The organism is Edaphobacter sp. 12200R-103, assembly GCF_010093025.1.
Lineage (GTDB): Bacteria > Acidobacteriota > Terriglobia > Terriglobales > Acidobacteriaceae > Edaphobacter.
In genome coordinates this window covers 407,101-420,260 of record NZ_CP048114.1, presented here as the reverse complement: position 1 = coordinate 420,260, position 13,160 = coordinate 407,101, and the positions used below count along the sequence as shown (strand labels likewise).

At 53.7% G+C, this 13,160-nt stretch carries 12 protein-coding genes and 1 pseudogene; 1 reads left to right on the top strand and 12 read right to left on the bottom strand.

Going from position 1 to position 13,160, the window contains the following annotated elements:
* The first annotated feature begins 4 nt into the window (after positions 1-4).
* On the top strand, positions 5-2,314 hold the full coding sequence (locus tag GWR55_RS01855) for a GH92 family glycosyl hydrolase (protein WP_202925565.1): 2,310 nt from the start codon (positions 5-7) through the stop codon (positions 2,312-2,314).
* A gap of 70 nt (positions 2,315-2,384) precedes the next feature.
* Here the strand turns inward: GWR55_RS01855 and GWR55_RS01850 are convergent, their stop codons facing one another.
* From GWR55_RS01850 to GWR55_RS01800, 12 genes and pseudogenes are all read right to left on the bottom strand, one after another.
* Positions 2,385-2,762, bottom strand: coding sequence for a YncE family protein (locus tag GWR55_RS01850; RefSeq protein WP_162400735.1), 378 nt, complete (start codon positions 2,760-2,762; stop codon positions 2,385-2,387).
* 21 nt (positions 2,763-2,783) lie between these two features.
* A complete protein-coding gene (locus tag GWR55_RS01845) occupies positions 2,784-3,377 on the bottom strand; it encodes a redoxin domain-containing protein (protein WP_162400734.1) in 594 nt (197 codons plus the stop codon).
* Positions 3,378-3,425: 48 nt separating this feature from the next.
* On the bottom strand, positions 3,426-5,171 hold the full coding sequence (locus tag GWR55_RS01840) for an MOSC and FAD-binding oxidoreductase domain-containing protein (protein WP_162400733.1): 1,746 nt from the start codon (positions 5,169-5,171) through the stop codon (positions 3,426-3,428).
* A gap of 17 nt (positions 5,172-5,188) precedes the next feature.
* On the bottom strand, positions 5,189-5,602 hold the full coding sequence (locus GWR55_RS19180) for an aldo/keto reductase (RefSeq protein WP_238398578.1): 414 nt from the start codon (positions 5,600-5,602) through the stop codon (positions 5,189-5,191).
* 43 nt (positions 5,603-5,645) lie between these two features.
* A pseudogene (locus tag GWR55_RS19420) lies at positions 5,646-6,101 on the bottom strand (aldo/keto reductase); the annotation flags it as partial.
* A gap of 461 nt (positions 6,102-6,562) precedes the next feature.
* Positions 6,563-7,951 carry a hypothetical protein gene (locus GWR55_RS01830; RefSeq protein WP_162400732.1) on the bottom strand — a complete coding sequence of 463 codons (1,389 nt, stop codon included), beginning with the start codon at positions 7,949-7,951 and terminating at the stop codon, positions 6,563-6,565.
* A gap of 61 nt (positions 7,952-8,012) precedes the next feature.
* The gene (locus tag GWR55_RS01825; RefSeq protein WP_238398576.1) at positions 8,013-9,563 is read right to left on the bottom strand and encodes a DUF5060 domain-containing protein; all 1,551 of its coding nucleotides are present in this window, start codon (positions 9,561-9,563) and stop codon (positions 8,013-8,015) included.
* A complete protein-coding gene (locus GWR55_RS19540) occupies positions 9,517-10,020 on the bottom strand; it encodes a sugar-binding domain-containing protein (RefSeq protein WP_162400731.1) in 504 nt (167 codons plus the stop codon). Before GWR55_RS19540 ends, GWR55_RS01825 begins: the two co-directional genes overlap by 47 nt.
* Positions 10,021-10,054: 34 nt before the next feature.
* A complete protein-coding gene (locus tag GWR55_RS19535) occupies positions 10,055-10,360 on the bottom strand; it encodes a sugar-binding domain-containing protein (protein WP_370521428.1) in 306 nt (101 codons plus the stop codon).
* A gap of 200 nt (positions 10,361-10,560) precedes the next feature.
* Positions 10,561-11,100 carry a hypothetical protein gene (locus GWR55_RS01810; RefSeq protein ID WP_162400730.1) on the bottom strand — a complete coding sequence of 180 codons (540 nt, stop codon included), beginning with the start codon at positions 11,098-11,100 and terminating at the stop codon, positions 10,561-10,563.
* A gap of 531 nt (positions 11,101-11,631) precedes the next feature.
* Positions 11,632-12,096 carry a CcdC family protein gene (locus tag GWR55_RS01805; protein WP_162400729.1) on the bottom strand — a complete coding sequence of 155 codons (465 nt, stop codon included), beginning with the start codon at positions 12,094-12,096 and terminating at the stop codon, positions 11,632-11,634.
* A 144-nt stretch (positions 12,097-12,240) separates the two neighbouring features.
* Entirely contained in the window at positions 12,241-13,050 is an 810-nt protein-coding gene (locus GWR55_RS01800; protein ID WP_238398574.1) for a c-type cytochrome, read from the bottom strand.
* Positions 13,051-13,160 lie beyond the last annotated feature (110 nt).

Here is a 13,160-nt window from a genome sequence, read left to right as displayed (position 1 = left end):
CTCAATGCGTCAACGACGTTTTCTCCTTCATGCTCTTTCCATACTGTTTATGCTGCCCCCGGCATGGTTTCCATGTGCGATTGCACAAGCAGCAGTCAGCAGTAAACCCGACGGTGTAGATTACACGCGCAATGTAGATCCCTTTATCGGTGTTGATTGGGGAGGCAATACCTTTGTCGGATCGACTGTTCCATTCGGCATGCTCAAGGTGGGTCCTGATATGGAGACCTTTGACGGACGCCGCTCGGGATTCGGTTATTCAAGCCACGGCGTCATTCTCGGCTTCTCTCACCTGCACCTCAGCGGAGCGCAAGGTAAGTACGGCAACATTCTTGTTGCTCCTGTCACCGGCACGCTCAATATTACCGATATCAAGTCTCCTCGCACGGATGAGGTCGCTAAACCCGGTTACTACGCATCCACACTCAATCGCTACAACGTGCGCGTGGAACTTACCAGCAGCCGCCGGGTGGGTTTTCATCGCTACACCTTCATCAAGGGAGGAGATTCGCACATCACGGTCAACCTCGCACATGCCCTGGGACTTGGCACTGGACGTGAATCGCAGAACTTTGTCGGAGCCGAAGCGCACGTTCTCTCGAACCGCGAGATTCAGGGTGTAGCGCGCTTCCGCGGAGGATGGAATATGGGAGGCGAGTATCGCGTGTACTTCAGTATGATGCTCGATACTCCTGCAACGACTGTGCAGACATGGACAGGCGCCTCTCTGTCTTCAGATCATGATGCCACCGTTGCCGAGAACAAACCCATTGGCGCTACCTTCAATCTTCACACGCATCCGGGACAGGTGGTGCAGGCGAAGGTCGGTATCTCTTTCATCAGCGCAGAGCAAGCTCGCAAGAACATTCAGTCCGAGGTTCCCGCGTGGAGCTTTGAGGCTGTGCGTCACGCGAACAATGCTCTGTGGAACGCGGAGCTGGGCAAGCTGCAACTCAGCGGTGAGACAGACAAGCAGAGACGTGAGCTTTATACTGCGATGTATCACATCATGATGATGCCGGTGGATCGTACCGGAGAGAATCCGCTCTGGACATCGAGTGAGCCCTATTATGATGATTTCCAGGCGATCTGGGACACCTATCGTACATCGAACCCTTTGCTGGGAATGATTTCTCCTGATCGTGAGCGCGACATTGTCCGTTCGCTGATCGATGTCTATCGCTATACCGGCTACATGCCTGACGCACGTGTCGGCAATGACAATGGACGCACGCAGGGTGGCTCGAACGCAAACGTCGTCGTGGCCGATGCATACATGAAAGGCATCACCGGCATCGACTACAAGACCGCTCTGGAAGCGATGATTCATGATGCCGAAGTACCTCCGAAGAATGCGCAGAAAGAAGGCCGCGGAGGTCTGAAGGATTACAACGAACATGGCTACATCACCACAGCGGATGAACGTGCGGGCTCGCGTATCGTGGAATATTCCTACGACGATTTTGCGATTGCCGAGGTGGCCTGCGGTCTTGGAGAGAAGGAGCAGGCTGCGCGTGCACTGGCTCGCACACACAACTTCGAAAACCTGTGGGACCCGGATATGCAGGTGATGGGCTTCAAAGGCTTTCTCCGCCCGCGCAATCCCGACGGTTCGTGGGCTGCACCGTATCTTGTTGTGCGCGGCACTTGGCCTGACTTTATGTACGAAGGAGATATCTGGACTTACTCGCTCTATGCCCCGCAGGACATGAAGCATCTGATCGAGATGGCGGGTGGGCCGAAGCAGTTCAACAGTCGTCTGGACTTCATCTTCAGCCGTGGCCACTTCGACATTGCGAACGAGCCCGGCTTCCTGATGCCACTTCTTTACAACTACAGCGGGCGGCCGGACAAAAGTGCGGATATCGTGCATCTCCTGCTGGAAAAGGCCTTCAGCGATACACGCTCCGGCATTCCGGGCAACGATGATTCAGGCGCCATGTCGAGCTGGCTGCTCTTCCAGACGCTGGGCATCTTTCCAGTAGCAGGACAGGACGTATATCTCATCAGCTCGCCCTCTGTACCGACTACCTCGTTATCGCTGGGTAATGGAAAGCGCCTTCGTATTGAGGCTAAAAACTTTGATCCAAGCGGCCTGAACCGATATGTTCAATCGGCGACGCTCAATGGGCAGGAGCTGAAGACGAACTGGTTCCGTCATGCGCAGATCAAAGACGGAGGCACGCTCGTACTGACACTTGGCTCTGCTCCTTCAGTGTGGGGAACGACAACACCTCCACCTTCACTGAGCGATGAAGGTGCAAGAATGTGCGTGGCGATCCCTGCAAGCAAACCGAACCGTCCGAACAACTAATCGTCCAAGACAAAAAGCAGAAGCGCCACGGGTAGAACATTCGTGGCGCTTCTGCTTTAAGTGCTGGTTTTTACGTTAGTTCTAACCGTCCGTTCTTGTATTGAAACTCATAGATAGGCGCTGCTGAGTTTTCAATCTTCTTTATGCCCGTAGCATTGCCGCCAGGGATAAAGAGCGTGTGGCCATCGGGAGTCCAGGTCATGCCGAGCCACACCGTCTTGAGATCGATGTGCTGAATCTCTTTTTGCGTCCTGGTGTCGATGACGACAAGACCATGCGGTTGATAGCCAGAATGGCTGGCAATAACAACCCTCCCGTCAGGCGATGTGGTTGCATCCCGAAGATCAAAGCCGCCGGAGATGGCGTGCGGTCGTTCCTTGGTGACCTCTCCGATCTTGCGTTGCGCTGGTCGTGCCGGCGGTCTATCGGTGGAAGGCCAAACATGCATGTCTTGAGGTAGATCAGTTCGTCAAATGACTCCGTCCATTGCGTTGGCATCCTTGTTCCATCCATGAAATTGCGAGGTATCACCAGAGTCCCAGGCCTCCCGTAATCCAGGAGCACTCAGATCCCAGTCGGGCCGTATCTCACGGGTTACGACGCGCAGGTCGCGCCACAGATCTGAGATCGATGGGCGACCCCAAAACCAATACCCATTGTAGACACTATGGACCACGAGGCCCGGCTTTAGCACCAGCGTATGCGGAATCATCGGGTTATGCTCGGGGTCCGTATATTCTTCAATTTCGAGATCTTTTTGCACTGTGCGGCCAGGATCGGAAAGAAACGTCCACTGTGCGCCAATAGAAGCACGAAACTCCTGCAGCGTGTGATGGTCGTCTGTCGAGATCGTTACGATCTGCGTATACCCAACAGCGATCTTCGGATAGAAAGCTGCAAGATCCAGATGCTGCTGGTGCTCCTTCGGACAGTAGTGGCCACGCGCCAATGTGAGGATCATTGGATCGCGGTCCTGCAACTGACTGAGCTTGCGCGGCGTGTTCGTATGGTCGGGAAGCTCGTAGTCAGGAAATACGCCTCCAGAAATGATGTCAGAGCGCATGCGATAAACTCCTTTGATTCGATTTTGGCTGCGAATACCAACGATGAGCTACAGATCGATCTCGATCTCTGTAACAGGAGCTGAACAACAAATCAAAAGATTACCTGCCGCCGGACGGTCGAGCGGCTCAGGCGAGTAAGCAATTTGTCCATCAATCAGTCCTGACTCGCAGGTGTGGCAAACCCCTGCGCGGCATGCCCACCGGACAGGTACATCGCAGGCTTCAGCAAACGCAAGCAAGTTACCGTACTTTGCATCCCATGGCACAGAGAGACCGCTGCGGCTGAAGAAGACCTTCGGCCCGGTTCCGATTTCTCCTTGAGGCGAATGTGCACGCGGAAGGACCGCGTTCGCAATTCCAGGCGTAATCGCGGAAACTGTACTGAAGATCTCCGAATGAATCCGCGCATCGGGAATTCCCCAGGCTCGGAGTGCCGCGGTGAATTCCGTTAGAAAAGCGGAAGGGCCGCATAGATAAAAATTAGACGACTGCGGTACGTTGCGGTCTTGTAGCAGCTCGCAATGGAGTCGACCCCGCACATCATAATCCTCACCCAGACGGTCCCCATCGCCAGGTCGACTGTAAGCAATCAGCGAATGCGCACCAGCCAGATTGCCCAGCAAACTCCGAACCTCCATAGCGAACGGATGTTCTTTTCCATTGCGCGCCCCATAGCACCACCATATCTCGCGCTGTGCGGATTGCGCAGAGAGTGCATGAAGCATAGCGAGTACAGGAGTCGCGCCGATTCCCGCACTCAAGAAAACAACAGGATCATTCTTCTGCTCGAGCAGAAAGCTGCCTCGCGGTGCGCTGACCGACACCAGATCGCCCACACCAAGATGCTCATGAAAAAACCGGCTCCCCTCTCCACCGGCAAGCTTTACGCTGATGCGGTACTTGCCCAGGTCTTCGCCGCCCGACAAGGAATAGCTCCGGAGGGTGGGAGACTCATCCCTCTCAGGCTGCAGTTTGAAGACAAGAAACTGTCCTGCATGAAATGCGGGCAGCGGCACTCCCTCTTCAGACTCGAAGATCAAAGAGACTACGTCCACGCTTTCGCGTTTTTTTTCAGATACGCGCAATGCGCGGAATCCGCTCCATGCAAGCGGCGGCGCCGGCGCAGCAAGACCAGGATTCCCGCTCTGATCGTCTGCATGCAACAATGCTTCGAACGACGTCTTCCACCCTTGACTGAGCGCCGGAATTCTGATTGCCCTGTTCAACGATTCACGGGAGTGCCCCGGCAGATAAAGCAAACCATCCACCTCCGCTACCGTAAGTCTCTCTGGCCCGTCCGCGACCTTTACGATCTCATCCCCAGCTGCGACCTCTCCCTCTTCAAGCACACGAAAATAAAACCCAGGTCGTTTCCCGGAGACCACCAGTGCTGGCATCTGCGGATTCTGCATGCGTATGCCAAGCCGGTAACAGGTCACTCTCGGCTGCGTGACCTCGAACAGCGCGGTGCCAATTCGGTAACGGTCTCCAATACAAACCTGATCATCCCCGAGGCCGTCGACCGTAAAGTTCTCTCCGAACTGACCATACTCAAGCTCGCCTAGTTGAAGCTGCGCCTGCCAGTAGCGATACGAGTCAAGCTGATATACCATCACGGCGCGTTGTTCTCCGCCGTGCCCCGCAAGATCGCCTTGCCCATCTCCATCCAAATTCAGACGACGTGCCGTCACCTTACCGCGAACAGGCATCTTCCATATTCCGGTCCGCACGATCCTGCCTTGCCACGCAACATCGTGGGGCATACCGACATTCACTGAGACAAGAGTGGCCATAGAAAGACCCCTGTGGTTTATCTAACCGACGGAATAAATCCAGGTACGCCCGTCTGGACCACCCGATTGAGCCTCTGTCGGGTCTGGATCCGGTTGATCTCTTCGAACGCATCTTGGGGAAGAGGAGCAATATTGAAGTTCTCCCTCGCACGTTCCGCACTCTTGGGCGTCGTCAGCACGGCGGTGCCGCGCTGCACTGCCCACGCCAGCAACACCTGGGCAGGTGTCTTCGCAACCTGTGACGCAACCGATAGAACCACCGGGTCCTCAAGCAGCCCCGGCCTTATCCCATGCCCAAGCGGCGCAAAGGCGAGAAGCACAATCCCCTCCTCCTTGCAGAACTCGAAGAGTTCTGTCTCGGGAAGATAAGGATGCGACTCCACCTGGACGACAGCGGGTTTGATAGCCGCTGCTTCGTAGAGCGGCAGCAACTCCTTTCAACGTGATGTCCGACAACCCGATAGCGCCGCATCTTCCGCCTTCCAAAAGCTGCTCCAGTGCTCTCCACGTATCGAGCAGAGTTACCCCATTGTCGTATATGACATCTCCATTGGAGTCGCGCGGATCCGGGTTATCTCCCGGTTGAAAGGCAAACGGAGTATGGATGAGATAAAGATCAAGATACTCGAGCCCCAGCTTCTTAAGACTCCCATCGAAGGCTGGCTGAACGCGTTCCGGCCTGTGATTGGTGTTCCACAACTTTGTCGTGACAAAGATGTCCTCGCGGGAAATCTTCCGCGATCCCAGCGCCATGCGCAGGGCTTCACCGACTTCTCGCTCGTTGAGATAGCGCTCGGCGCAGTCAAAGTGTCGGAACCCAGCCTCAATGGCGTTCTCCGTCGCAGCAACGGTCGCGGGAAGATCCGCAATCAAAGTACCGAAACCGAGAGCGGGTATCTTGCCAGTTCCATGGTTCAGTGGAAATCTCATCTCTTGCAGGTCGATAACTTCGCTCATAAGCGATCTACCTCCGCGGCCCCGCAATGTCACATCTACTCACCATCATAGTCGAACCCGGGAGTTGGCCAGCAGCGGTAGACCGGCTCGCAAGAAGCAGTAGTATGTGGCCCCTAAGGAGTATGGGCAGGATGCACAGGCGGGCCGCAACCATCAAGCCGCCACATATAACCTTTTATTTGAACGTAAACCGCTGCAAACTGCAGTTGCCGACGACCCTGCATCCGAGGCCATTCCTCTACTTAGTCCAACGCCGAAGGCAACGGGGCAATCCACACACGCGCCGAGGGCCTTCAAGGTTGGACGTTGGGGATTCTGGGAAACGCCGTACAATGAGCACGCCCATAGAGAAGCTAACCTTCAGCCTTTTGTTACCCCAAGTCCAAGTCAGGTTTTCGTCCAATTACCAATGCGTCTCTCCAACCACGCAAGGTCTAGGACGTAAAACCGCGTATGTAAGGAGTATTCGGCGGACGAGGCCCAGAATTAAAGAGCGGCCCGTGTGTGGAACGATATTTCATGTCCATGAATGGAGTCTCAATGCGTCGTCCGATGGCAGAGTAACGGCCATTCTCCCAGTTGGAGTCCATGTAGTTGTTCACAATCCCAGTGGACACAAGGAGCCTCTCCGCGTTGAATGGTTCCTTGCCGGTCAGCATCATCTCGATAAGCCAGTGTTCGTGCGCATTTGCAGCGTGATACTGCGAGATAGGTCCAGGCCAGCCCAGCATGGAAATGATCGTCGGGTCTTTCTGTCCTTCGATTTCGCCGGCGTAAGTCCACCCCACGCCCCGGCCCGGAATCACAGCTGCGTTGGTCCCGTCACGATACTCCACGATACAGAGGTTGGGTCGAAGTGGCCGCCGCTGCGGATCTTGCCCACCGCCCTCCTGAAAGTATCCCGGCTTCAGCTCGAATTTTTTTCGCACTGCTTCCAGCAGATTGTTGGCCCAGGGAGTACGTTGGACCCAGTTCCATGTTTCAGGCCCGCGAATAGACTGCACCGACTTGACGCCCGTCTCGCCACCTTTGCGGCGATCATGAAATGCCTGAAGCACGTCAACACAATGGAAAGTGGCTCCCTCATCCGCCGTGTCTCCCACCACGATCGAGTTCTTAATCGGTGTATCGGTAGCGAGTTCTGTCTCGGGACTCCGAAAGTAAATCGGTATGGAAGATCCCCCGGTCAGTGGGAAGTTCAGCTCACGGGATTTGTCGAACATCCACTTGGCGTCGTCCCAGTTGTAGGAAAGGTGTTTGTCGTTAAATACAGGCACGGAGCGTTTGCTCTGCTCGAAAACTCGAATCACCTGCTGGTAGATCCACCAACGCGGCAAGAGCCAGTGCCCCTTGAGATCGGTCGGATAGCTCCCATGTTCGCAGACGATGACAACACCATCCACAGCGAGTTCCTTGCCACCCAACGTTACGGCTTCCCCTACCGTTTTAAAGATGGGGATGTTTTTCGCTTTGCATACTTTCTGGCCCAATAAGCTGGTGTCGAGCTGATTGATGTAAACAGACACCACGTCCACGCGCGACGGGGTGTAGGCACCCTTCCACCAATAACCGTCCAGCAGCTTGTTTACGATCCAGTCAGCATGGGAAGTCGGGAGTCCCCAATAGCTAACGAGACAGGCGATACGAGGCCGTCTTTGCGTAGACTGGGCAACAGCATCGGGTCCGATACCGGTAAAAGTCGCTAAACCTGCCATCCCGGCCATTCCCAGCATTTCACGCCGACTGAAGAGAACGTTCGATTCTATCGTTTCGGTGATTGAGGATGAATCCGTTGCCACGGCTGCAATTTCGATTTGTTTCATAATGATTATTAGATCCTATTGGTTACAACTTATTCTGTCTAAAAGTCTTCGATGACGCTAGTTAGATTTTGTGAAAGATAATGGCCTGGTATGGTTTTCCGGGTAGGCTAATCCTGCTTTTCCCAGCGAAGGTACCGTCCATCGTTTTTCTGGTCATCTCCCATGGATCAACCAATTCCGCTCTGAACCTTGCGTTCTCGGGAAGAGTGAAGTCGTAGTAACTGGGCTGATGGAAGTCGAAATACCAGAGAATCGCTTCGTTGCCATTTCGCCTTGCTGAGAGGTAATACACCGGTTCTGTAGCTTCAAACCCGATGCGTCCGCCACCTTGAGCGCCGATTTCTTCCAGCAACTTACGCAAGAACGCGATCCGCTCCGGGCTTGACCCTTTGAGGGTACCCCCGTGCGACCACCAGAGAATCGCCTTATCGTTCTCGATCTCGTCATGGCTAACATAAGTCTCTCCATGCCCTCCATAGGCACCGGCAACAACACATAGCCAGAATCGGCGGGTCATCTCCTCGCCTGACAGATTGCCCCAGCGAGAGTTTATATTTCCCTCATACATACACTCATCGAAAATGACTGGCTTGCGCCATTCCATTCTCCACTGCGCAGCTTTATCAAAAGCGTAGTCCTGCACACCAGCGTGTGTACACCAAACACGTGAATAATCATAAGGTGCGTGGCTATAGTGAATCGACCGTAGGTGCGCGTAGGAATCGGTCTCGGTCACGATGCGAGCGTAGCGGTCCCAATCGGCATTGGTCTTTTTTCGCATCAAGTCAAACTCATTTGCCAGAGACCACCAGACATTTCGATAAGCAGCAAACCGCGCGATCACATATCTTAGATAGCGATCATCTACATCGGGAGGCATCGCCTGAAAGCCCCAATGATCGTAGGGGTGAAACAAGATCAGATCCGCTTCAACATGAATGGCGCGCAATTGTTGAATGCAACTTTCGATATGCCTAAAGAAATCCACGTTGAAATGGGTATAGTCATTGGCCTCGCCATTACGAGGAAATGGGAAGCGTGGAGGAACTCCGTGATTGTACTGATACCACTTTGGGAAGATACACATGCGGATCTTGTTGAAAGGCCCGGTCTTTAGAGACTCAATCGTCTGACGCTGCAACTCCTCTGTCTGGTGCACCCATGCATAACATGTGGTTCCAAATGGAAAGTACGGAGTTCCATCTGCATAGCCGAAATGGTAGGAATCGCGCACGTGGACGGGACCATGGTTATCGCCCTGGGCAGCCGTGCACTCGAAGAGACCTTTTTTACCCTTCAATTCTGCAGCATTGCTATCGGTTACGAAGCTCCACATGCCTGGCTCATCCGGCATGAAACGAATCTTATAGGTGCCGTTGCCGTCATAAAAGCCATCTACTGAAACTTCACGGTTCCCCTTGCGGAAGACTGCGCGCGTCCATATATCCAAAAATGGATTCCCACCTTGCGGTCCAGAGAACGACTGCTCAAAAAGATCCCACCGTTCTACTCGTGCGGATGAATGCGAGCTCGGTTGGGCTCCCTCCATTCGATTTGTCGCCGTACTAACCAACGCTGCTCCTCCCACCTTCAGCATCTCTCTGCGGTTCATAATCTCTCCAGAAAATTTGCAATATATAGATGTAACTGATCAACACTGCAGGCCATATTGCCTTTAATGTCATGTCTTCGCATCGAGCACAGATCTCACGGCAGCTCGATCGGCGACAAGGATGTTGATCCAACGGCCTGCGAATGCCTCTCGAATGCCGGCAATCTTGCGCCTGCCGCCAGCCTATAACGTTCTTCACTCGCTTTAGTTGAGAAAGTTTGATACCAATGACTCTTTCTGTAAGTGGAGTAGGAATGTTATAACCTTCGGTCTTGAAGTACTGCAGGCAGATGTCGCCGATAGCGCCTTTAGAAGCAAGGGTCGAACGCTCCGCTGCAGAGAAGACGTTTCCACTGTTCAGCAGGGGACGGGAAGGCTCGAGTGCGCTGATCCCGACGAGCACGGTGTCGAGTCGATCAAAGAGTTTGACAGCATCGCGAGCATAGGGTTCGCGCATCAATACGCGCTGAGCCTCGGGGGATAGGGGGATATCATAATGCCCGGAGCAGGAAGCAGAACCGGGGAGCCTCCGATGAGGGCCGAGATGCCTCTGCGCGAGGTATGTGGCATGAGTCTGGGGCAGGATTGCCAAGACCACCGAGGATTTGTACGACAAGCATACCCTGACCATCCCGAGAGGGATGCATGTGGTTGATCATCTCGAGCAGAGCTCCGCTCCAGGACGAGATGCCGATAAGTTGGCCCGCTTTGATGAAGGATTCGAGCAGAAATGCGGCGGCCGACCCAAAATCGCGCGAGATCTGCTCTTCATTGCCGGAGAAGGAATGGACGACTATGCTTTGCTTGAGATCGAATCGTGGTCCTAGAGCTTCTTCTAGATCAGGATAGATTTACTACATCAGATAAATTAGCAATGGATTCGGAAAATGAATCTATTTCCGAATCCATGCTTTTTACCAAGATGTGTTTTCTGAATCGATCATGGGTATCTAACAATATCCCACCTCCGAACTTTCTCTTTGGGGGCAGGAGATTCTTATTTGAGGCGAAAAACGATACCCGAACTGACCTGAAGATGGTTCTGTGCATTGGAAGTGCTGTTAGGCAGCTGTGTACGAATCCAATTGCCTTCAAATACCCTTACTCCAAAATGCGAGCTTACCCTGTAGTTGAAGCCTCCGCCAATTTTGAGCGCCATGCTATTAGAGCTGTCCGTAGCACCATCCAGCGCCGGAAAAACCCCATGAAGAGCATTCGCTTCACCAATAAGGCTTTGCCCGAAGAGGGCCACTCTCCGGCTTGCAGGTTGCCACGTATACCGTGGACCGAAGGTAGCCATCACCAGGTCTAACCCAATTTCGGATGTGCCTATTCTCCCACTGTGCTCACCCGTGACATCGGCAATGACTCCCAGTCCATGCCAGAATTGCCCATGCAGCTGTACCGTACCGCCCTGCATCCAGAAGCCCTCGCCCGGAATCCGATTGCTACTGTCGGCGGTATACAACACTGCCACATCAACCAGGTTCTGTCTCGCTGAGGCACCTTGCCCCCATACCGGTACTGTCATCATCATGCATGCACTCACAAAAATTGCCCGGATTCTTCCTCTACTCGGTTTCATCTCAGTCTTTCCTTACCTTCCTCCATCGACATGATGAGGTTGCTGCTCGGTGCCAAATGCTCCTGGAGCCACAGTCATAGTGCCGTTAGACCATTGTGACCATCCAAAGATCTCCAGTGCTTGCCATATCTCACGCAGGCCTCATCGTCGCCACAGGTTTCCAGCCCAAAAGAATAGGCATTACACGGTCCCGCCGGAGAGGCGGAAGGGAAATCGCCGCGATTGTTGCAAGAAGAGCGAACACTCGCGTGACCGCAAGCACAGTCGTTCAACTGAAGTCTCGTAAACCTAGAAAATATATGGGGGGCATCTCAGGGCAGCAATACAACTTCCGAGGAGTGATGACATCCGTATAAAACTCGATGCTCATTCCGTCTCATTCGACTTTACCGAGGACTGGTAATCGAAAACTGTGTAGAGCAAGTTCTCGATGATGCTGGGAGAAGCTGGACACTGCCAAAATCTGCGTGGTTCGGCCCAAGCCTATTCGCAAATGAGCCGTTTATATTCCAATAGCATGCAGACTCTCCAGCTCAAAATCATTCCGAATGCCAAGACAAAAAACAGGCCGGCCGTTTGTTCCAGGGTGATTACTTTGTTCACATAATTGCGTGCGGCCAGGCGGATAAGCGCTAACACAGCCATGACCGCAAAGAATGCCTTCGAGCGACGCATCATGATTGCCTCTCCTTCACGGGTCAGCTTCGATGTCCGAACGAGAGGGTAGGCCAAAACCAGCGCTCCTATCAGAAAAGCGCCAAGAGCCCAATCCCAGGGAACCCTGAAGACCGGGACCAAAAACATAGAAAAGCCGGTTGCCATCCCAACAGGCGGGATAATAACTTTCTTAACGGTTACTGGAGTTCGTCCCTCACGAATTCGCCATGCCAGTACTGCGAAAAACCCCAAAACACCTGCGCCGATCGTAGATCCTGGTAACGCAACCATATATAAAATCGTACTCCACCATCGTCTTCCAAACCAAGTCCGCTTCAAGCCACAGGCATGGAAAGCGAATGGCGAATAGGGCCTTTCCCAATATTACAGACGGAGAGATTGAGATCCGGTCAGAGCTGATCCGGCGATCTCCGATCACTTACTGCGTAAGAATGCGATCAGGTCAGTAATATCTTTATCGGTTAGATTTGGATGGGGCGGCATTGGAGGTTTTGCATCTGGAATACCAGTACGCGCGACGGTGCGGACACGCGTCTCTCCAACCCGGTCCACGATGCCCAGCAGGGATGGAAAAATTGGAGGCATGCCGGCTCGCGTTGGTTGATGGCATACGGCGCAATTCTCCATATAAATTTTCTTCCCCTTCCCCGCATCTCCGTTCGCTTCTTTGGCTGCCACTTGAGCAGGTGCAGCTGTCTGATGGCCGCCATTCTCACCAGAAGGTAACGTCTTCAGGCTGGCTGAAGATGGCGCAAATCCGGCCATGGAAGGCTCCGAGGAAGCCGAAATTGATTGAACCGGCGAACCCGTCCATGAATCGAGAAAATTTGCGGGCAAACCGGATTGCTCAGAAACGGAATCTATCGGCGATACTGTCTTGCCTGGAGGAACATCCTGCTGAGTGGCGCTCTGGCTTAACTGGAGCGCACGGATATATGCTGCGACGGCCCAACGGTCTTGAGGGGAAAGCTGGGCTGCATAATCGGGCATTGCCCCGTATCCATTTGTAATAACGGAGAAAAAATGGCCGAGAGGGGCGCGCCTCAAACGATCGGAATGAAAACTGGTCGCCTGATAATAGCCGCGCTCAACAATCCTCCCTTTTCCATTTCCAACTCTAGAGTGGCACGGCGAACAATAGACGTTGTAACGCTCCTGCCCACGCCGCAATACAGTCTCTGTCACGGGAAATGGCATGCCATCGCCTTCCACTCCGTCCTGCATCCCCGTAGTGAAGTAGTCCGCTCCCGTCTGGGAACGCGCAACTGTGCCCTGTGGCTGAGGTCGGACAGAGCGGCCATCCGGGAATAAAGTGGTTGATCTCAGCGGAAACA